Source organism: Sandarakinorhabdus sp. (assembly GCF_041689835.1).
Classification (GTDB): domain Bacteria; phylum Pseudomonadota; class Alphaproteobacteria; order Sphingomonadales; family Sphingomonadaceae; genus Sandarakinorhabdus.
The window spans coordinates 19,315-40,379 of sequence record NZ_JBDNFM010000046.1 but is presented as its reverse complement, the minus strand read 5'-3'; the positions used below and the strand labels follow the sequence as shown (position 1 = coordinate 40,379).

Below are 21,065 nucleotides of genomic sequence, written 5' to 3'. Positions count from 1 at the left end.
CGGCGCCTTCGACAGCGCGGTCGCGGCTTCGAGCAGGGTGGCGCTGCCGGTCGCGTTGTCCATCGCGCCGTTGTAGATTGCATCTTCACCCGGCTTGGGATTGGCCTTCAGGCCGACGTGATCGAGGTGAGCGGAAATCACCACGATTTCATTGGCCAGTTTCTTGTCGGTGCCGGGCAACAGCGCCAGCACGTTGGGGCTGGTGATGCGTTCAACGCTGGTGGCGCGGCGGAAGCTGATGCGGCCGGGCAAGGCAAAGCCCTTCACCGCGCCCTTGGCGGCAGCGGCCTGCACAGCGGCAAATGTCATCGGTGTACCGGCGAACAGTGCAGCCGCAGCATCGTCGTTGAGGGTAGCGCGCACTTTCAATGCCATGCCGTCACCCAGCGGCCTGCCATCCGCGCCGAGCAGCAGGCGGCGCGGCAGGCGGGCGCGGCTCACGGCCTTGTCCCACGATTGGCGCGCGGTTTCTTTCAGGGTGCGCACGGTGATCAAGCCGATGGCACCGGCAGCCTGCGCCGCCATTGGCTTGGAATTGCGCGCCAGGTGGGCGGCGACTTCGCTGTTGAGCGTATCGGGCGCGCCCGACAGGATCACGGCGAATTTGCCGTTCAGGTCCAGCCCGGCGAAATCGTCGATGCCCTGGGATTTGTCTTGCAGGCCAAAGCCGACGAACACCATTTCGCCGCTGATTTCTTCGGCGCCCGTTTCATTGCCTGCAGCAAGGCCCATCGAAACGGCATTTTCCAGTTCGATCTTGCGGCTGCCGAGATCGAGTGTGGCGGTCTCACGCTCGCTGGCGAAGCGGCTTTCGGCGAAGGAAACGCGCTGGTACCAGCTACCGGAATCGCCGGCCGGTTGCAGGCCCAGCCGGGCAAAATGCTGCGCAACATAATTTGCAGCAATTTCGTGCCCGCGGCTGCCCAACCCGCGGCCTTCGAGCAGATCATCGGCCAGGAACGCGACGTGGGCGCGGAACGAGGCGGCAAGCGGATCGGGCTTTGCGGGAGCCGCTGCGACGATGAGCGGCAGGGCGAGAGCGAGGATGAGTGTGCGCTTGGTCATTGGCGATGGGTATCAGGCAGGCTAAGCCGGTGCAAACCGCAAGATATTGTGAGGCTGTCATGAAAATCCGCCTGCTGGCCGCGCTGGCTACCGTGACGATGTTGGTACAGCCGGCCCCTGCGCAACCTGCGCCGCAACCTGCTGCCCCCGCAAGCATCGCCGCCCTGGTCGATCAGGTGGATGTTCCATACGAGCAGTTCACTTTGGCCAATGGCCTGCGCGTGCTGATCCACACCGATCGCAAGGCGCCGATCGTGGCGGTGAGCGTGTGGTATCACATCGGATCGAAGGACGAGCCCGCGGGCAAGACCGGCTTTGCCCACCTGTTCGAGCATCTGATGTTTTACGGCAGCGAGAACAACGACGGCGTGTTCTTCAAGAAGCTTGAGAATGTTGGCGCCACCGATGCCAACGGCACCACCTGGTTTGATCGCACCAACTATTTCGAGAATGTGCCGACCCAGGCGCTCGATCTGGCGCTTTTCCTCGAATCCGACCGCATGGGCTGGCTGCTCGGTGCCGTCACGCAGGCCAAGCTCGATGCCCAGCGCGGCGTGGTGCAAAACGAAAAGCGCCAGGGCGACAACGCTCCTTTTGGACTGACTGGCTATGCAACGCTGAAGGCGTTGTTTCCGGCTGGCCATCCCTACGCCCACGACAGCATCGGTTCGATGGCGGACCTGAACGCCGCCAGCCTTGCCGATGTGCAAAGCTGGTTCCGCGCCAATTATGGCCCAAACAACGCGGTGATTGTGCTGGCTGGCGATATCGACGCCAAGACGGCCCGGCCACTGGTGGAGAAATATTTCGGCCCCATCGCGCGCGGCCCGGAGGTGAGACGCATCACAGCGCCGGTGCCGCGCTGGGACAGCGAACGCCGCGAAACATTGTTCGACAAGGTGCCGACCGCGCGGCTGAGCTTGAATTGGCCGGTGCCGGGTCGGCTCGACCGCGATGCGGTGATGACGGACGTTGCGCTGACCGTACTGGCTGGCGGCGCGTCATCGCGGCTGTACAACGAATTGGTACGCCAGCGGAAATTGGCCGTCGCAGTGAGCGGCGGGGTGCAGGCCTTCGAGAAAGTGAGCCTGGCCGAGATCGAGGTGACGCTCGCCCCCGGCGCCAAGCTGGAAGAGGTGGAAGCTGCCGTGAAGAAGGCGCTGGCCGGTTTTATCGCAAACGGCCCCACCGCCGATGAGGTGGGCCGCGTTGCCACCCGCAATGTCGCCGGCACCATTCGCGGGCTGGAAGCGGTGGGCGGTTTCGGCGGCAAGGCGGTCGCGCTGGCTGAAGGTGCGGTGTATGCCGGCAATCCCGAACAATATCGTACCGAACTGGGTTGGTATGCCAATGCCGCCCCGGCCGATGTGCAGGCCGCTGCCCGCGACTGGCTGGGCAATGCCGCTTATGTGCAGACTGTGCTGCCCGGGGCCCGCCCGGCCGCCGAGGACGTGCCGCCGCCGCCAAAGGTCGCCGCGGTTGCCGCCCCGGCCGGAGGCCAGGCCCGCATGGCCGAGCCAACAGTTGGCCAGCCGCCGCTGCTGCAATGGCCGGCGATCGAGCGGTTCACGTTGGCCAACGGCCTGAAGGTGGAACTCGCCCGCCGCACCACCGTGCCACTGGTGCGCATGCTGCTCAGCCTCGAAGGCGGCATGGCGGCTGATGAACGCGGCGCTTTGGGCATCCAGTCCATGGCGCTGGGCCTGATGGACGAAGGCGCCGCCGGCCTGACCGGGCCGCAGATCGCCGAACGCCGCGAGCGGCTGGGCGCCGGCATCGGGGCCTCACCTGGAATGGACCGCACCCGGCTGAGCCTGGATGCGCTGAAATCCAATCTTGGTGCGTCGCTGCAACTGTTCGCCGATATCGTGCAGCGCCCGGATTTCCCGGCCGCCGAAGTCGAGCGTGTACGCGGCCAGCAGCTCACCGCGCTGCAACAGGAAGCCAATAATCCCATCGGCATCGCACAGCGCATCCTGTCGCCGGCGCTTTATGGCCCCGATCACCCCTATGGCGCGCCGCCCAGCGGGCTGGGCACGGCCGCCAGTGTGAAGGCCATCACCCGCGATGCGCTGGTAACCTGGCACAAGCGCTGGGTTCGCCCGGATCGCGGCACGTTGTTTGTGGTGGGTGATATCACGGCGGCAGAACTGCGGCCGCAGCTGGAAGCCGCGTTCGGCCGCTGGCAGGCCGATGCGGCCACGCCGGCCGGAACCGTGCGCGAGGTTGCGCCGCAGCCGCCGCAGGCCGCCCGCATCATCCTGGTCGATCGGCCAAACAGCCCGCAAAGCCTGATATTGGCCGGCGCCTTGCTGCCCATTTCAGGCACACAGGATCTGATCGCGCAGCGCGCCGCTGCCGATGTGCTGGGCGGGCTTTCTACCAGCCGCATCAACATGGACATCCGTGAGGAAAAGAACTGGGCTTACGGAACGTACGCCGGCCTCACCGATGGCAAGGGCCGGCTCACCAGCCTGATTTATGCCCCGGTGCAAACCGACCGCACCGGCGACAGCATCAAGGCGATTCAAGCCGACATTGCGGCGATCAAGGCTGCCAAACCCATCAGCCAGGAAGAACGCGACCGCAGTATCGCCAACAGCGTGCTTGCCCTGCCCGGCGAATTCGAACGCGGCACGGCGTTCCTCACCGCCATGGAACGCAATCAGATCCTCGGCCGGCCCGACGATTATTACGTCACTTCGGCCCGCCGCCTTGGCGCATTGACGACCGCCGATCTCAACCGTGCGGTGCAGTTGTTTGGTACCGACAAGCTGCTGTGGATCGTGGTGGGCGACCGGGCGAAGGTGGAGCCGCAGCTGAAGGCGCTGGGATTGCCGGTGGAGGTGCGTTCGGCGCCGTGAAGGGGGGGGCGGGGATAGCGGACCCGTTCCCCAACAGCCCGGTCATGCTGGCGCAGGCCAGCATCCATGGTGCCGCGTGGACTTTGTCATGCGTTCTCGGCTCGCCGGTGGATGCTGGCCTACGCCAGCATGACGCGGAAAAATGGCGTTACATTTCGCCGGCAACGATGCGCCTGATCACCTTTTCAAACGTCGCCGCCGGCTGGCCGCCCATGATGGCGTATTTGCCGTTGAAGATGATCGCCGGAACCGCAGAGATATCCTGTTCGTCGCGCCACCAGCCTTCGGCGGCGCGCACCTCGTCGGTGTAGCGGCCGCTGGTCAGCACGTCGCGGGCGGCCTCGGCGTTGAGGCCGGCAGCTACGGCAGCGGCGATCAGCGTTTCGGGGTCGTTCAGCGGCTGGGCGCGGGTGAAATGGGTTTCGAACAGCGCCATTTTCAGCGCATGAGCCTGCGCGCTGCCGCCGGCTTTATCCGCCCAGTGCAGCAGGCGGTGGCAATCGAAGGTGTTCCAGATCATTGAATCGGGGCCGCCCTTGAAGGTGAAGCCCAGCCCTTCGCCCATGGATTTGATGTGGCTGCGTGCGGCGGCGCTGTCTTCGGGAGGCCGGCCATATTTGCGGGCGACGTGCTCGGCCGAATTCTCGCCTTCTGGCGCCATCTGCGGGTTGAGCTCGAAGGGGTGGAAATGCCATTCAGGTGTGACCTCGTCGCCCAGCGCGGCCAGTGCCTGTTCGAGTGATTTCAGGCCAATGACGCACCAGGGACAGACGATATCGGAGACGAAATCGATGCGAAGCGGTGCGGTCATGAGCGGCTCCTTAAAATTCGTGGCCGGGCGGCACGTTGTGGCGCGGGGCGGTGGCGGGGTCTCCAGCCGCGCGGCCGGCGATCAAGGTGCCGTACCGGCTCCACGGCCGATTGTGATGCTCGGCGCGGGTGGCGGCGAGATTGCCGGCAAAGCGCGGATCTTGCGGGCGGGTCTGGCCATCAATGAACCACGCTACATCCCACGCCTGTTGCGGCGTCAGGCTGCCGCCGTTGCCCAATGGCATGTTGGCGCGGATAAACGCGGCGGCCTTGTCCACCTGAGCCATGCCGGCGCCCCAGTTGTAACTGCGCGGCCCCCACAGCGGCGGGTTCACCACCGTGTCGCCGTCCTTCAGGCCCTGGCCGTCCGGCCCGTGACAACTGGCGCAGGTTTCGCCAAAAACCGCCTTGCCGCGGGCATCGTTGGGCGGCAGCGGCGGCGCAGTGATCGCCGGGAAACCGCGCCCCGGCGGCGACACGCCGATGCGCTGGCCTTGCGCCAGCCAGCCAGCATAGGCGGAAACCGCCATCAGCACTTCGCCGCCCAGCGGCGGTGGCTTGCCATTCATCGAATAGATGAAACAATCCTGCACGCGCTTTTCAAAACTGTTCATGCGCTTGTTCTTGTCGCGCCACACCGGGAAATTGCCGAATGCTGCCCACAGCGGCGCGGCACCAGCGGTGCGCCCGGCATCGAGATGGCAATTGGCGCAGCGCAAATCGTTGCCGGCAAATTCAGGTGCGGCGCTGCTTGTGTTGGTGATGATGTTTATCCCGCGCCGGATCGCATCGCCGTCCGGGCCGGCGGGGATGGCGGATTCGGGTGGCGGCGCCGCTGGAGTTTGGGCGGGATCAGCGGCCAGCGCAGCGCTGCCAATCCCAAACAAAAGTAAGACCAACCAGCGTGCCATGGATGATGGCTAGCGCAGGCGGCAACGGCTGGAAACTGTCAATCGCCAAGGTTCAGTCGTTAGCCGCGCCGAACCGTTCGGCATAACGGCTGGTGATCCGGTCCACCGGCATCACCACGAACACATCCACCGTGTTGAACTGGTAATCGACAAAGCCGCCATCACCCACCATCGCGCCAACGCGCAGATAGGCCTTGAACAGCGGCGGCAGCGCGCGGGCGGCGCCGCGCGTGTCGATGCAGGCGGGGTTGAGCCGATTCATCTCGGTTCGCTGCGGCGGCCACGCGACCGCGCGCAGTTGGGGCGGGGCGAGGTGGTGGTGATACAGGTACGACAGCTCGGCCGTGTGGAGCAGGGGATCGGCGCCGTGCAGCGACGCACAACCGAACAGATGCCCGATACCATGCTGGCCCAGATAGGCCGCGATGCCGCGCCACAGCAGCGAGATGGTGGCGCTGGTCCGCCATTGCGGCGCAACACAGCTGCGCCCCAGTTCCAGCAACTGCCGGCCGGGGCCAGACCCGGCAATCAGCGCCGACAGATCAAATTCGCCCGCCGAGTAAAAGCCGCCGTGTGCCATCGCCACATCCTGCCGCAGCAGGCGGTAGGTGCCAACCACGCGCGGCCGTCTGGCATCGGCGTGATCAATCACCAGCAGGTGGTCGCAGATTGCATCGTAGGCATCGACATCGAGCCGCTGGCACTGCATGGCCGCGCCGGGACGCGCGCCCATCTCGTCGTAAAACACCTCGTATCGCAGCGCCTGAGCGGCAGCAATTTCGGCCTCGCTGGCGGCCAGGCGGACCTCCAGGAAACCAGCGCGGAAGATGACAGGTGCCCCTGAAACCGCAGGCGCCAACGTGTGTGCCGGCAATGGGACTGCGACGGGAAGGGCAAGCGTCATGGCACGGTGGCTCCTGGCGGTTGCCATTCCATAGCGGTGATAAGTGACAGTCCGGTGGAGCCTGCGTTACATTCAGGTTGCATCATCATCGGCCAGATCGGGGGCCAGATCGGGGGCCAGATCGGGGGCCAGATCGGGGGCCACCACCAGCCCGGCGCGCCACAACCACACGAAAATCACCACGCCCGGCAGTGCCAGCACCGTCGTGAGCCAATAGAAATCCACATAGCCAAGGCTTTCGATCAGCGCGCCCGCCGTGCCGGAGGAAAAAGCCCGGCCCAAAATTGCGGCAGCCGACGACAGCAGTGCAAACTGCGTCGCGGTAAAGCGCCGGTCGCACAGCAGCGCCAGCCACGCGCCCACCGTTACCCCTCCGATGCCGCTGGCCAGATTTTCAAAGCCCTGCACCGCCGCCAGCGCCCACACATCATGGCCGATGATCGCCAGCCCGGCATAGGCCGCGTTCGATACGCCCATCAGCAGCAGCGACAGAAACACCGATCCCGCCAGCCCCAACCGTTTGTAAAGCAGGCCGCCGATGAACACCCCTGCCAGATAGCCGACGAGCCCCAACGACACATCGTACAGCGCCACCTCTTCCTTGGTGAAGCCCAGATCATTGTAAAACAGGCGCACCGAAAGCTGGCACACCGTGTCACCGATCTTGTGGACCAGCACGAAACCCAGCACGATCCACGCACCCTTGCGGCGCAGGAAATCGGCCAGCGGCGCAATGATGCCGTCGCGTACGGCGGCGGCGAAGCCCTTGCCGGAGGATGCGGCGGGCGGGCGTTCGGGTTCGCCGAGCAGCGCCGCCGCCAGCAGTGACGGCGCAAACAACAGCACCGCACTGGCATAGGCCAGCGCCCAGCCGCCGTTTGCCGCCAGCAGCAGCGCGCCGGCGCCGGCCAGATAACTGCCCATGCGCCAGCCATATTGCGTCATGCCCGAACCAGCGCCCATCTGATCGGTGCGCAACCATTCGATGCGGATGGCGTCCACCACGATATCAAGCGTCGCGCCGGCAAAACCCACTGCGACGGCGGCGGCGGCAAAAAGCGCCAGATCGGCGGAGGGATCGAGCATGCCGAGCCAGGTGATGGCGGCGCTGGCCATGATGATCGACACCACCAGCCAGGCGCGGCGCTGCCCGATCATGTTGGCCAATATCGGGATGCGCGCGCGGTCGATCAGCGGCGCCCACAAAGGCTTGAAGCTGTAGACCAGCAGCGCCAAGCCAAAGGCGGTGACGCTTTTTTTCTCGATTCCGCTTTCTGCCAGCCGCGTGGTGAGCGTCGCGGCGATCATCGCATAAGGCGTGCCCGATGCCATGCCGAGCGCCAGCGCGCCCAGCGGCCCGGCTTCGAAATAGGGCTTGATGGCGGCGATGATCGAGGGGTTGGAGGCCATGCGCGGCACCATGCCGGCGGGCGGCGGCGTGTCAATGGGCACCCGGGCGTAGTGGGGGCTTGCGGGTCGTCCCAGCGTGTCAACGGCTGGCCGCACGCGCGCGGACAAAGCGCTTCACCCTGCCGCGCCCACGCCGTACACGTGAGTGGAATCCTTGGGGAATGAACATGCAAATTATTGTGAAGACCAGCCTTCTCGCGCTTGCTGCCGGCTTGATGGTGCCGATGGCGCCGGTGATGGCGCAGGCCGCCCCCGCTGCCGCTGCTGCCCCCGCCTCCGCCATCACCAACGAAGATGCGCGGTTGACGGCGTTTCTGGATGCCGAATTCGCCGAATATGTGAAGGGCCAGCCGCAGCTGGCGACGCGGCTGGGGCTGAAGGACGGCGGCGACCAGTGGAACGACATCAGCGACGCCGCGTCGGACGCGCAGGTGGCGTGGCGGCAGGCGAGCGCAGCCCGAATGAAAGCGCAGTTCGACCGTTCCAAACTGTCGGGCGAGGCGCAGGTGAATTACGACATCTGGGCACTGGAGGCGGAACGCGCCGCGATGCAGAATGCCAACCGCGTCTATCGCCCGCCGTTTTACTCACGGCTTTATTCTGCGCACAGCCAGTTGCCGGATTTCCTGATCAACACCCATACTGTTGCCGATGCGGCCGATCTGAAAAACTATATCGCCCGTGTCCGCGGCATGCCCGCCGTCCTGGATATGGCGATCACGCGGAGCGAGGCCAGCGACGCTGCCGGCATCCGCACACCCAAATTCCAGATTGAATCGATCATCAAGGCGGCGACGCAGTTGACCAGCGGCGCGCCGTTCGGGGCCAGTGCAATCGGGGCCCCCGATGCCGCGCTGTGGGCGGATGTGAAGGCCAAGACCGAAAAGCTGGTCGCCGCCGGTACCCTGCCGCGCGCCGAGGCTGATGCTTTGCTGGCGCAGGCGCGCACCGCGATTGCCGATCTGAAACCCGCCTATGGCCGGGTGATTGCGTGGGCGCAGAGCAAGCTGGCCTCCGCGCCATCGGGCAAGGTGGGTGCGATCTCGCTGCCGAACGGTGCAGCCTATTACGCCAACGAGCTCAAGCTCAACACGACGACCGATCTGACCGCCGAACAAATCCATGCCATCGGCCGCAAGGAAGTGGCGCGGATCGAGGCGGAGCAGGATGCGCTGGCGCAGAAGGCCGGGGCCAAGGACCGTCACGCCTATTATGCGCAGCGGGCGCAAATGTTCCCGCCCAAGCCCTTCGACGATGCGTCGCGCGCCGCATATCTGAAGGAAGCCAACTGCTTCGTGGCGCACACGCGCGGCCTGATCGGCCCCTATTTCGGCACGCTGCCGGCCTATGGCATCGAGGTGGTGCGCGAACCAGCGTTCAGCGAAGTACCCGGCGGCGCCGCCCACGCCAGCGCACCCAGCCCCGATGGCAAGCGCCCGGCGCGCACGTATGTGCACCTGGCAGGCATGCAGAAGGATCCGGCGCATCTTTACACCCTGATGTGTCACGAGGCCGTGCCCGGCCACAACATGCAGGGCGATATTCAGGTGCGCCAGAAGGGCGGGCCAAAATTCCGCGCTGTGACCGGTTATGTCGCGTTCGGCGAAGGCTGGGGCCTTTATGCCGAAGCGATGTGCGCCGAAATGAACGCTTTTCCCGATATCGCCGCCAATTTCATGCGGTTGGAAGGCGAACTGTTTCGCGCCGCGCGGCTGGTCACCGATACCGGGATCCACGCACTGGGCTGGACCGAGGAAGAGGCGGTTGCCTATCTGGGCGGCACCGGGCGCGCCTCGCCGGAAATGGCGCGTTCCGAAGTGCGCCGCTACATCACGCTGCCCGGCCAGGCCACGGGGTACAAGATCGGCATGCTCAAGATCATGGAGCAGCGCCGCAAGGCCGAAGCTGCACTGGGCGCCAGGTTCGATATCAAAAGCTTCCACGATCTGCTGATCGCATCGGGTTCGCAGCCGCTGTCGATCCTCGAACGCCGGGTGGACGACTGGATTGCGGCGCGCAAGGGCTGAGGTTTACGGCGGCGGGCAGGGCGGATAGCGTGTTATCTATAATAGGGGGACACAGATGATCCGCAGATTGCTCGCCGCCAGCCTGTTGGCCACTACCGCTCCGGCCCTTGCTGCCGCTCCGGCGCCGCTGAAGGACGCCGCCGCCGCCATCGTTGATGCCCGCGCCGGCGAACTGGCGAACATGATCGATTCTGTGTTCAGCTTTGCCGAGCCGGGCTTTCAGGAGGTGCGGACCAGCGCCTATCTGACCGGCATTCTTGAAAAGAATGGCTTCAAGGTAACGCGCGGCGTGGCGGGCATCCCAACGGCATTTACCGCGACGTGGGGCGACGGTGGCCCGATGATTGCGCTAGGCAGCGATATCGATGGGCTGCTGGGGTTAAGTCAGACGCCGGGTGTGCCGGGCAGCAAGCCTCTGGTGGCGGGCGCGCCGGGGCATGGCGAAGGCCACAACAGCGGCATGCCGATGATGATCGTGGCTGCCATCGCCGCCAAGCAGGTGATGGAAAAGAACGGCATCAAGGGCCGCATCATGCTGTGGCCGGGCGTGGCGGAAGAACTGGTGGCGACCAAAGCCTATTATGCGCGCGCCGGGATGTTCAAGGATGTGGACGCCAATCTGTTCGCGCACGTGGGCGATGATTTCAACGTCACGTGGGGGCCGCTTGGGCATACTGCATCGCTGAGCGTGGAATACACGTTTGCCGGGCTCACCGCGCACGCCGCCGGCAACCCGTGGGACGGCAAGAGCGCGCTGGACGCGGTGGAATTGATGAACGACGGCTGGAACATGAAGCGCGAGCATCTGCCGCCCACGCAGCGCAGCCATTATGTCATCACCGCCGGCGGCAACCAGCCCAACATCGTGCCCGACAAGGCAAGCGTGTGGTATTATTTCCGCGACACGCAGTTGCCGGCGGTGAAGGCGATGTATGACGCCGGCAACCGCATTGCGGGCGGCGCCGCGATGATGACCGAAACAACGGTCACGCGCCGGGTGCTGGGCCACGCCGCCACCAATTATGGCAATCGCCCGATTGCCGAGGCCGCCTTTGCCAACATGGAGGCCGTGGGCCTGCCGCAATGGAGCGCGGCCGACCAGAATTTCGCCCGCGCCGTGCTGGCTGGTTTTGATCGCAAAGTGCAGCCGCTGGCGACCGGCACTCCGAAGCTGTGGTCGCCGGAAAACCCCAACCCCGTGCGCAATTCCGGTTCGGATGACATCGGCGACATCATGTGGACGGTGCCGACCATCACCATCAACTATCCATCGAACATTCCCGGCATTTCATACCACAACGTGATGGCTGCAGCGGCGATGGCGACCCCGATTGCCCACAAGGGCGCGGTGGCCGGCGCCAAGGTGGCAGCGATGACGGTGCTGGACCTGATGACGACGCCTGAATTGGTGGCGGGCGCCAAGGCCTGGCAGCAGGAGGTGCAATTCAAGACCGAGCGCTATGCCCCGTTGCTCGGCCCGGATGACCAGCCGGCGATCCACCTGAACGCCGATCTGATGGCCAGAATGCGCCCGGCGATGGAAAAATATTACTTCGATTCAAAGAAATACCGGTCGTATCTGGAACAGCTTGGCATCGATTACGAGAGGGCCGGTGCTGATCCGAAAAACTAGCTTTCGCTGACCGCGAAACGGAGTCACCATTGAGGCCATGGATATCGCTTTCACCCACCGGCACCCCACTTCCGGTCAGCGGGCGCTGGCGGCCGGGATCCCGGCAGCGGCGAACATGCCCGCCAGTGGCGTGATGCGGGAAATTCCGGCCAGCGCCTACACCTGCCCCGATCATTTCGCAGCCGAATGGGCCAGGGTGTTCAAGCGCATGCCGGTGGTGATTGCGCCGTCGGCGTTGCTGCCGCAGCCCAACATGGCGGTGCCGCATGACGGGTTTGGCCTGCCGCTGCTGATTTCGCGTGATGGCAAGGGCGTGGCCCACGTGTTCATGAATGTTTGCCGGCACCGAGGCACGCGGCTGGTGGAGGGGTGTGAGCTGGTGCGCTCTCCGGCGCTGGTGTGCCCCTATCACGCGTGGAGCTATGGCACCGACGGCAGGTTGAAGGGCCTGCCGCGCCCCGATACGTTCGCCGGGTTGGACAAGGAGGCGCGCAGCCTCGTCGAGATGCCGAGCCTTGAGGCCGGCGGGCTGATCTGGGTCGGGCTCGACCGCGATGCGCCGCCGGATTTCAGCCTTGCCGCCGGGCCGCTCGCCGCCGATTTCGACGCGTTGGGCTTTGCCGGTCAGCATCTTTATGCCCGGCGCACGCACAAGGTGGCGGCAAACTGGAAGCTCATCATGGATGCCTTCCTGGAAAGTTACCATGTGCTGCGGCTGCATGCGAACACCATTGCGCCCTATTTTCAGGATGGCGTGACCACGGGGGATCGCATCGGCCCGCATCAGCGTTCGGCGGTGGCGCGGCTGGCGGCGCTGGAGGGCATGGACGTCGACGACATGCGCGATCTGCGGCGCACGATGACCTTCACCTACACGCTGACGCCGGGCACGGTGATCGTCGCCAGCCCGGATTATATCAACATCATGGTGGTGATGCCGCGCAGCGTTGGGGAGACCTGGGTGGAGGACTTCATGCTGATCCCGGAGCCGCCGCGCGATGACAAGGCGGAACGGCACTGGGCGAAAAGCTGGGCGCTCTTGGATGGCGCGGTGTTTGGTGCCGAGGATTTCCGCGCTGCCGCGCTGGGCCAGGAAGGGCTTATGTCGGGCGCTGTCGATCATGTGCTGATCGGCGGGATGGAGCAGGGCATCGGCACGTTGCACGACACATTAGCGGGGCTGATGGCCGATTAAGCCGCGCTTTTACTCCTCCACCCCTTGCAAATGCGTGTCGCAATCCTAACACAGTAGGCAGGCCGCAATAGCAATGGGGTATGGGCCCTGTTAAGCTGGCGCGGCAAAAGATGAGACCAAGGGATTATTTTGGGCATGTCGGAAGAAGTCGCAATCAAGCTTGAAGCCCCGGTCGCCGTGAGCGCCATTGCCCCGGCGCGTGCTGCCGGGCTGGTGCCGCTGAAAGATCGGGAGAAGGCGCAGCTTGAAACCAAGGTCGAAGCCTTCATCGACGAGCTGATCGCCATCGATGCCGCCAGCCCGGAATTCGGCAAGAAGGTGGATGCGCTGGCAAATCTGGGCGCCACCGAAATCGCCCGCGCTGCCGCGCAGTCCAACCGGTTCCTCGAACGGCCGACGCGCGCCATCAACAAGGAAACTGGTATCGGCGCCGATCTGGTGCAGCTGCGCAAGATCGTCGAGGATCTTGATCCCGGCAAATCCGGCAAACTGACCGGGCGCAAGAAATTGTTCGGCCTGATCCCGTTCGGCGGTAACAAGCTGCGCGGCTATTTCGACAGCTACAAGAGCGCGCAGGGCAATATCAATGCCATCCTGGGCGCGCTGAAAAGCGGCAAGGACGAATTGTTGAAAGACAATATCGCCGTTGACGACGAGCGCGCCAAGCTGTGGGACGCGATGGGCAAGCTGGAACAGATGGTCCACATGTCCAAGGTGCTCGACAGCAAGCTGGAAGAACGTGCGACCGATCTCGATATAACCGATCCGGCCAAGGCCAAGGTTATCCGCGAAAATGCGCTGTTCTATGTGCGCCAGCGCACGCAGGATCTGCTCACACAGCTGGCCGTTTCGGTGCAGGGTTATCTGGCGCTCGATCTGGTGAAAAAGAACAATGTCGAGCTGATGAAGGGCGTTGACCGCGCCAGCACCACCACCGTGAGCGCGCTGCGCACCGCCGTCACCGTGGCCGAAGCCATGACCAACCAGAAACTGGTGCTGGAACAGATCACCTCGCTCAACGCCACGACGGCGGGCATCATCGATTCGACCGGCGAACTGCTCAAGAACAACACCGCCACCATCCACGAACAGGCCGCGGCCAGCACCATTCCGGTGGAAACGCTGCAACGCGCTTTCCAGAATGTCTATCAGACGATGGACGCCATCGACACGTTCAAGTTGAAATCGTTGGAAGCGATGAAGACGACAGTGAATATGCTGAGCATTGAAGTCGAGAAAAGCCGGGCCTATGTCGCGCGCGCGCAGGGCCAGGCCGATGCCCAGAACGGCATTGGCAACGCTGGCTCGCAGAACAATCTGACCGCCCTGAACTGATGGCCAGCGGCGCCCCCTTCGACGAAACAGACGCACGCCGCCGCCGGCTGGCGCGGGGCGAAGCCATGCAGATGGCGCGCAGCCGGCGCTGGGAAAAGCGCAAGGCCAACATGGCGACGCGGGTAACGCGCGGGATGGTTACCTTTGGTGCCATGCTGGCGGCGCTCACCGTCTACGGCTGGGTGTCGGGCGGGCTGGGCGTCGGGCTGTTCTTGCTGGCCATATTGTTGCTGCCGATGTCGGCCATCGCCGGCATGTTGCTGCCCGTTGGCGGGCCTGATGCCGATGATATCGACAAGGCGCCGCCCGCCGAATTGCCGGCCATCACCGAAGTGTTTCTTGATCGCCAGCGCAAGCAGTTGCCGCGGCTCGCCGCGCCGCAGCTTGACGGCATCGCGGTGCAACTGGCCGCGTTGGAGAAACAATTGGCACGCGTGCCCGCCGATCACCCGGTGGCGCAGGATATCGGCCGCCTGCTCGGCAGCCACCTGCCCGAACTGGTTGACCGTTATACCCGCATCCCGCCGCTGCAACGCACCGGGCTGGTGGAGCACGACGGCCGCACCCCCGAAACCACGGTAATCGACGGGCTCAAAGCCGTGGAAACCGAACTGTCGCGCGCGTCGGCCAGCCTGGCCGAAGGCGACCGCGACGGGCTGCGCGTGCAGGGCAAATTCCTCGAAGCGCGTTACGGCGAGCGGCAATAGCCCGGTTCAGGGTTTTTGCGCCGCCAGATAGGCGATGATCGCCTGTCGCTCCGCCGGGTTCGCAACACGGAAATACATCTTGCTGCCCGGCACCGTCGCTTGCGGGTTTGTCAGCCAGCGGTCGAGCATTTCGGGCGTCCACGTGAAATCGGCAGCAGCCAGCGCCAGGGAATAAGCAAATCCCGTCAGCTTTCCGGCCTTGCGTCCAAACAGTCCGGCGTGGCTGGGGCCGGTGCCATTGCGGTCAAGTGAATGGCAGCGGCTGCAGCGCTGGGCGTAAAGCACTGCGCCATCGGCGGCCAGGGCCGTGGTGGCCGCTGCTGCAAGAGCAACGGCCACCACGAGGGTGGATGCGGGGCGCATCACTTGTCGATGATGTCGCGGTGCATCGGTGCCAGCGCGGCAATCAGCCGGTTCTGCGCGAAGAATGGCACTTTCTGCTTGTTGAGCGTGACCTGCAATTCTTCCACCAGCGCATAAAACGAGCCTTCGCTCACTGCCATGCCTTTATGCGATTCCGCCATGGTGCGGCCGGAATAGGTGCACGGGCCGTTCATCACCACGCAGAATTGCTCCACCAGCTGTTTCTTGATGCGATCCTGATCCGAACCTTCGAAAAATGGCCGCGTTTTGGGATTGGCGAGCCAGCGCAGCATCACGTCATCCATGATGCGCACCAACCCTTCGCGGCCGCCGAAGCTTTCGAGCAGAGCCGTGCCGTCGGTGGCGAGCGGCAGGGTGGGCGCGCGCGGGGTGATCGACGGGTCGCTGACCGCCGGTTCGCTGGGGGCGGCCAGCGCGGCGGCGGGCAGCAGGAGCAGGGCGGAAATCAGAGCAAGATTGATCTTCATGGTTTTTCTCCGGATTGGGGGCGGCGATCAGAAGCCGATTTGCAGCGAGGCATAGGCGCCGTTCTGCCGGGTGAGCGCGATCTGGCCGAGCCTTGCATACGCCAGCGTGACCGAGACATTGCGGATCGGTGCATAGGCGACGAAGACATCCCAGGCATTTTCCTCTCGGAAACTGGTGCCGCCGAGCGCGCCTTCGAGGCGGTTGGACTTTGTGCGGAATTCGCCGCCCACCGCCAGCTTGCGGCTGAGCAGCAGTGCTGCGGAGGCTTCGATTTGTGGCTTGTAGGCCTGTTGCTGGCCGCCGAGGCCGCCAAATCCGAGGATGCCGAACTGGTTGGCCTTGGTTAGCCGGCCCGTCACGTTGACCAGCAGGCTTTGCGCCAGAAACACCTTGGTGGCCGAGACGTAAAAATCGGTCCCGCGGCGTTTCAAGCCCAAGGCACCGCCGACCACGGTGGCGTCGTCGTTGATCTTGTGCTGCACGCCGACGGCGAATTGCGGCAGCAGACTGTCTTGATCAAGCACGGCATCGCCGATCAGGCGGATTTTCGCGCCGATGATGGTCTGGCTGATGGTGTAGCGGTTACCCAGCGCCAGGACGTTTCCAACCTCGCGCAGGTTGAAATTCTGCCGCGCCACCGACAGTTCCAGCCGATTCCTGAAGTTGAGAGCGGCCCCGTACGATGCCAGCGTGAAATCCTGGGTATCGACGCCGGTGACATACGACGTGATGCCGATTTCGTTGCGGGTGCCATAGCCGCCGATCAACGCCCACGGCACCAGCACGCCGCCACCGGCGCCTTCGATGGTGGAAACGCCGCCGGTAAGCAGTAGGCGGCCACCGGGATCGAGCATGGAAGGCCGCTCGGTACGGGGTTCGGCGGTTGCGGGAACTGCGGCTTGGTCGGCGGCGGCTGGGTTGACGGCGGCTGGGTTGGCGGCGGCGGTGGCGCAGGCAGCACCGCTGCTCAGGCACGCCGCTGCCGCGAGCGTTACCAATCTGATATTCATGATGATTTGCCTCGGTTTGGGTGGAAGTTCTGGTATGTTGCCCCGGGCGCAGCTACGCCGCTGCTGCGGCCACCGTTTCACCCGCTGCGGGAATAAATTGTTGCAGGCCCCGTGCTGTAGCCGCCACGCATCCGGCCGATGACAGGTGCAGGCGCAGGTGATAGTCTGCCATCAGGGTCGATCCTCTTTGGGGAGCCCGAGCCATGTCTTTGCTGTCGATCGTGATAAACGCGCTGAATGCGCTTGATCTTGATGATGACGTGAACCGTTTCGTCATTGATCGTGGGGTGAATGTCGCTCGCAGCCGGCCGCATCCGTGGTCAACCAGGCATGATTACATCAGTTGGTCGGGACTGACCGATCGCACGTACAACGCGCGACTGTTGCCGGCCAAGCCGAGGCCAGCGACCGAAGCGCGCGGCACATCGCGGCCGCCGCTGGCCGACGTGGCGGCGTTGTTTGCGCGGCTGCCGGGCACCAATCAGCGGCTGTGCGGAAAATCGACCGGGCTGTTTCCGGCGTTTGCGCAATATCTCACCGATGGTTTCATCCGCACCCAGCTCAGCAACGACGACGCCAAGGAAGATCGCCGCCGCACCACCTCCAATCACGAGATCGACCTGTCGCCGTTGTATGGCCGCATCGAAATGCAAACACGGGCGCTGCGGGCCGGCGCAGGCGGCCGGCTGAAAAGCCAGATGATCGGCACGGAGGAATACTCGCCGTTCCTGTTTGGCGGTGACGGTGCCGTGAAGCCGGAATTTGCCGGGCTCGATCTGCCTCTGGGGCTGAAAAATGTCACGCCGGCTGGCAAGGCCACCTTGTTTGCGGTTGGCGGCGACCGGGTGAACGCGGTGCCGCAAACCGCCATGATGAACACGCTGTTCCTGCGCGAACACAACAGGCTGGCCGGCATGCTGGCCGGCAAGCATGCGGATTGGGATGATGACCGCCTGTTCGAAACGGCGCGCAACATCGTGATCGTGATGTTCATCAAGATCGTGGTGGAAGACTATATCAACCACATCAACACCACCGAATTCCGGCTTCAGGCCGATCCGAAGGCGGCATGGCACGCCAAATGGAACAGGCCCAACTGGATGACGGTGGAATTCAGCCTGCTGTATCGCTGGCACGGGCTGGTGATGGAAAATGTCACCTGGGGAGACAAGGCGCACCCCGGCAATTCGCTGCTGCTCAACCACAGCCTGTTGATCGGCAGCGGGCTGGCGCAAAGCTTTGTTAACACCTCGGCCAATCGCACCGCAGCGCTGGGGCTGGAAAACGCTGCAACGTTCATGATGTTCGCTGAAAAGGGCGCGATAGGCCAAGCGCGCATCAACAATGTCGCCAGTTACAACGAATATCGCATCGCGGTGGGCATGGAGCCGGCACGCAATTTCGCCGCGATGGTGGGTAGCAGCGATAACCCCGCCGAAGCCGCGCGGCTGGCGGCGCTGGCGGGACGGCTGCAGGCGCTGTACGGCGATGTGAACAATGTCGAATATTATGTCGGCCTGTTTGCCGAGCGGGTGGAAAAAAACGGCCCTCTGCCCGAACTCGTTTCGTCGATGGTGGCGATGGACGCGTTTTCGCAGGCGCTGACCAACCCGCTGCTATCGGAACATGTGTGGGGCAACCCGAACAACAAGCGCCTTGCCTTCACCGGCGACGGGATCGCGGTGATCGAACGGAACAGAACCCTGCGTGCCGTGCTGGCCCGTAACAGCACCGGGCTGGGCACAGGCTTTGTCGGGATGACGCGCAAGGAGTGGCGGCGGGTTTAGGCCAGCGCCCGCGCCAGCACCGCTTCGTAGATTGCCGCCAGACCTTCGACATCCGCCACGGCAGCGTGTTCATCGACCTTGTGCATCGACTGGCCGGGCAAGCCGAATTCGACGACGGGGCACAGGCGGCGGATGAAGCGCGCATCGCTGGTGCCGCCGGTGGTGGAGAGTTCGGGGGTGCGGCCGGTGACGTCGGCGATGGCGGCGCTGACCAGTGACGACAGCGCGCCGGGCTGCGTGAGGAAGGCTTCGCCGGAGATCTTGATTTCGACATGAGATGCCGGCGCGTGGGCGCTGACGACGCTGCGAATCCAGTCGGACAGCGTCGCGCCGCTGTGTTCGTTGTTGAAACGGATGTTGAGGCGGGCGCGGGCCTGCGCGGGGATCAAATTGGTGGCGGGGTTGCCGACCGACAGATCGGTGATTTCAAGGTTCGACGCCTGGAACCAGCCGTTGCCGGTATCGAGCACGCGCGCTTTCAGATCGGCCATGATGGCGACGAGCCGCGTGATCGGATTGTCGGCCCGGTCCGGATAGCCAACATGGCCCTGCGCGCCGTTTACCGTGATCCACGCATTCAAGCTGCCGCGCCGGCCGATCTTCATCATGTCGCCCAAGTGCGCCTGCGATGTAGGTTCGCCGACCAGGCACATGTCCGGCACCAGATCGTGCGTTTCCAGCCAGTCCAGCATTGGCGCGGTGCCGAAGGTTGCGGGGCCTTCCTCGTCACCGGTGATGATGAAGCTCAGCCGGCCCACCAGCGGCCCGCGCGCGAGGTGGCGGGCAGTGGCGGCGATCATCGCCCCCAGAGCACCTTTCATGTCGGCAGCGCCGCGGCCCACAATGAAGCCGCCGCGGATTTCGCCGGCAAACGGGTCTTCGCTCCAGCCGGAACGGTCGCCCACCGGCACCACATCGCTGTGGCCGGCAAAGGCGAAATGCGGGCCTGGGCCGCCGGCCAGCGTGGCAAACAGATTATCCACCGGGCCATCGGGCGCGTGGCCGAAGGGCAGGCGCGTGCAGGCAAAGCCCAGCCCCGTCAGCGCCCGTTCCAGCACGGCCAGCGCACCTTCATCGGCGGGCGTGACGCTGGGGCAGCGGATCAGTTGCTGGGTGATAGTGACGGGATCAATGTTGGGTTCGGGCGGGCTCATCACCCGGCTTTGCGCATTTCCGTGGCCACCCGGTCAAGGTAGGCGGCGATGCGCCGCGCGTTGGCGCCCAGATCGCTTTCGCCCACCCGCGATTTGGAGCGGACATCGACGCGCGTGCCGGTTGGGGCGTCGGTGGGGGTGAGGCGGATCACGATATCGTCGCGATAGCCGAACCACAGGCTTTGCTGCACCGCTTCGATACGGCCGGCGGGACGATCGGCCAGGATGATCTGCCAATCCGCGTCGCACGCCGCGAGCGCCACATCGAACGCTTTGCCGGGTTCGACCGGCAGATCGAGCGGGCGCACTTCGGGATAAGCGCGGGCCTGTTGCGGGGCAAAGGCCGGATTATAGGTGATGACGCTGGCATCGGGGCCGCGCAGGACAGCATCGATGGCCACGAACGGCGGCGGGGTGGTGGTATCGGTGCTGATATCGTTGATCGGCGGCTTGTCGCCGGCGTTGACCACCACAGCAACCGGGATGGCAGCGGCGGCGATCCCGGCAGCGGCAGCGATCACCGTGATGGTGCCGCCGCGTCGGCGCAGCAGTTGATACAGGCACCAGCAGGCGCCGATGCCGGCCAGCAAGGCCGAAGCGACGAAGAGGCCCAGCGAGGCCTGCCAGCCGATCACGCCAAACCGGTGCAGTGGCCCGGCGGCCAGCATCAGCAGGGCGGCCACCAGCGTGGCGCGGGCAATATTGGCAACATTCATGCGCGTTTCTCCCGGCCCGACACGCCGTAGCGAGTGAAGCTGTGATCTTCCTTCATCGCCTGGGCGCGCCATTCGGCCATGAACGGGTGCGCCAGCACCCGCGCAACATAGGCTTGGGCCGTGTCGCCAACTGGCAGATGATAGCTGTCGATGCGGGTGCAGACCGGCGCGAACATGATATCGGCAGCGCCGAAGTTGCCGAACAGCCACGGCTCGCCGCCCGGCTCCACAGCTTCGGCGCCGAAACGGCTGAGGGCCTTTTCCCACAGGTTTTCGATGCGGCGCACATCCGCGATCACGTTTGCGCCGGGTTCAAAGCCGGGCACATGATGCTGCAGGTCCATCGGGCAGGCATTGCGCAGTGCGGTAAAGCCGGAATGCATCTCGGCGCACATGGCATAGGCGAGGCCGCGCGCCTTGGGATCGCGCGGCCAAAACCGATCATGGCCGGCCTTGTCGGCGAGATACAGCAGGATGGCCATCGAATCCCAGATCGCCTCGCCATGATCCCACAGCACCGGCACCATGCCCGACGGCATGTGCGCCTTGGCGGCGCCGCTGATCCATTCCGGCGTGTCCATCACCACCAGTTCGGTTTCGAACGGAAGCAGCGATTGCCTGGCCGCGAGCCAGCCGCGCAGCGACCAGCTGGAATAGTTGCGATTGCCGATGATGATTTTCATGA

At 64.7% G+C, this 21,065-nt stretch carries 18 protein-coding genes; 7 read left to right on the top strand and 11 right to left on the bottom strand.

Annotated features, from left to right (window positions below; translation table 11 throughout):
- Positions 1-1,065 (bottom strand): M28 family peptidase (locus tag ACESL8_RS02435; protein ID WP_372915584.1); only part of this gene is annotated, 1,065 nt, incomplete at its 3' end.
- Between the two features lie 59 nt (positions 1,066-1,124).
- On the opposite strand from ACESL8_RS02435, the gene ACESL8_RS02430 reads away from it, so the two are divergent.
- A complete protein-coding gene (locus ACESL8_RS02430) occupies positions 1,125-3,929 on the top strand; it encodes a M16 family metallopeptidase (RefSeq protein WP_372915582.1) in 2,805 nt (934 codons plus the stop codon).
- A gap of 148 nt (positions 3,930-4,077) precedes the next feature.
- On the opposite strand, the gene ACESL8_RS02425 is transcribed toward ACESL8_RS02430, so the two are convergent.
- From ACESL8_RS02425 to ACESL8_RS02410, 4 genes are all read right to left on the bottom strand, one after another.
- Complete coding sequence (locus tag ACESL8_RS02425; protein WP_372915580.1) at positions 4,078-4,740, bottom strand: DsbA family oxidoreductase; 663 nt, start codon at positions 4,738-4,740, stop codon at positions 4,078-4,080.
- A 10-nt stretch (positions 4,741-4,750) separates the two neighbouring features.
- Entirely contained in the window at positions 4,751-5,650 is a 900-nt protein-coding gene (locus ACESL8_RS02420; protein ID WP_372915578.1) for a c-type cytochrome, read from the bottom strand.
- A gap of 52 nt (positions 5,651-5,702) precedes the next feature.
- Positions 5,703-6,554 (bottom strand): GNAT family N-acetyltransferase, encoded by an 852-nt coding sequence (locus ACESL8_RS02415; protein ID WP_372915576.1) that lies wholly within the window; start codon positions 6,552-6,554, stop codon positions 5,703-5,705.
- Positions 6,555-6,626: 72 nt separating this feature from the next.
- Positions 6,627-7,964, bottom strand: a complete 1,338-nt coding sequence (locus ACESL8_RS02410) for an MFS transporter (protein WP_372915574.1) — start codon at positions 7,962-7,964, stop codon at positions 6,627-6,629.
- A 167-nt stretch (positions 7,965-8,131) separates the two neighbouring features.
- Here ACESL8_RS02410 and ACESL8_RS02405 point away from each other — a divergent pair, with 167 nt between their 5' ends.
- The 5 genes from ACESL8_RS02405 to ACESL8_RS02385 all read left to right on the top strand — a co-directional run bounded on the left by ACESL8_RS02405 (position 8,132) and on the right by ACESL8_RS02385 (position 14,861).
- On the top strand, positions 8,132-9,991 hold the full coding sequence (locus ACESL8_RS02405) for a DUF885 family protein (RefSeq protein WP_372915571.1): 1,860 nt from the start codon (positions 8,132-8,134) through the stop codon (positions 9,989-9,991).
- Positions 9,992-10,046: 55 nt separating this feature from the next.
- Positions 10,047-11,624: an amidohydrolase gene (locus tag ACESL8_RS02400; protein WP_372915569.1), complete on the top strand. Its 1,578-nt coding sequence runs from the start codon at positions 10,047-10,049 to the stop codon at positions 11,622-11,624.
- Positions 11,625-11,661: 37 nt separating this feature from the next.
- Positions 11,662-12,819 (top strand): aromatic ring-hydroxylating dioxygenase subunit alpha, encoded by a 1,158-nt coding sequence (locus tag ACESL8_RS02395; RefSeq protein ID WP_372915567.1) that lies wholly within the window; start codon positions 11,662-11,664, stop codon positions 12,817-12,819.
- 135 nt (positions 12,820-12,954) lie between these two features.
- Positions 12,955-14,154 (top strand): toxic anion resistance protein, encoded by a 1,200-nt coding sequence (locus ACESL8_RS02390; protein WP_372915565.1) that lies wholly within the window; start codon positions 12,955-12,957, stop codon positions 14,152-14,154.
- A complete protein-coding gene (locus ACESL8_RS02385) occupies positions 14,154-14,861 on the top strand; it encodes a hypothetical protein (RefSeq protein ID WP_372915563.1) in 708 nt (235 codons plus the stop codon). The genes ACESL8_RS02390 and ACESL8_RS02385 overlap by 1 nt, the downstream gene beginning before the upstream one ends.
- 6 nt (positions 14,862-14,867) lie before the next feature.
- Here ACESL8_RS02385 and ACESL8_RS02380 read toward each other — a convergent pair whose 3' ends face one another.
- The 3 genes from ACESL8_RS02380 to ACESL8_RS02370 are packed head-to-tail and all read right to left on the bottom strand — an operon-like array spanning position 14,868 to position 16,723.
- Positions 14,868-15,224 carry a cytochrome c family protein gene (locus tag ACESL8_RS02380; RefSeq protein ID WP_372915561.1) on the bottom strand — a complete coding sequence of 119 codons (357 nt, stop codon included), beginning with the start codon at positions 15,222-15,224 and terminating at the stop codon, positions 14,868-14,870.
- Positions 15,224-15,712, bottom strand: coding sequence for a group 1 truncated hemoglobin (locus ACESL8_RS02375; protein ID WP_372915559.1), 489 nt, complete (start codon positions 15,710-15,712; stop codon positions 15,224-15,226). Before ACESL8_RS02375 ends, ACESL8_RS02380 begins: the two co-directional genes overlap by 1 nt.
- 27 nt (positions 15,713-15,739) lie before the next feature.
- Positions 15,740-16,723: a DUF3034 family protein gene (locus tag ACESL8_RS02370; RefSeq protein WP_372915557.1), complete on the bottom strand. Its 984-nt coding sequence runs from the start codon at positions 16,721-16,723 to the stop codon at positions 15,740-15,742.
- A gap of 203 nt (positions 16,724-16,926) precedes the next feature.
- On the opposite strand from ACESL8_RS02370, the gene ACESL8_RS02365 reads away from it, so the two are divergent.
- A complete protein-coding gene (locus tag ACESL8_RS02365) occupies positions 16,927-18,510 on the top strand; it encodes a peroxidase family protein (protein ID WP_372915555.1) in 1,584 nt (527 codons plus the stop codon).
- On the opposite strand, the gene dapE is transcribed toward ACESL8_RS02365, so the two are convergent.
- Genes dapE through ACESL8_RS02350 form a run of 3 tightly spaced genes read right to left on the bottom strand, consistent with a single transcriptional unit; the run spans position 18,507 to position 21,063 of the window.
- Positions 18,507-19,664 carry a succinyl-diaminopimelate desuccinylase gene (dapE, locus tag ACESL8_RS02360; protein WP_372915553.1) on the bottom strand — a complete coding sequence of 386 codons (1,158 nt, stop codon included), beginning with the start codon at positions 19,662-19,664 and terminating at the stop codon, positions 18,507-18,509. The two genes, ACESL8_RS02365 and dapE, sit on opposite strands and share 4 nt — an antisense overlap.
- Positions 19,664-20,380 (bottom strand): DUF1499 domain-containing protein, encoded by a 717-nt coding sequence (locus ACESL8_RS02355; RefSeq protein ID WP_372915551.1) that lies wholly within the window; start codon positions 20,378-20,380, stop codon positions 19,664-19,666. The genes dapE and ACESL8_RS02355 overlap by 1 nt, the downstream gene beginning before the upstream one ends.
- A complete protein-coding gene (locus ACESL8_RS02350; protein ID WP_372915549.1) occupies positions 20,377-21,063 on the bottom strand; it encodes a glutathione S-transferase family protein in 687 nt (228 codons plus the stop codon). Before ACESL8_RS02350 ends, ACESL8_RS02355 begins: the two co-directional genes overlap by 4 nt.
- Positions 21,064-21,065 lie beyond the last annotated feature (2 nt).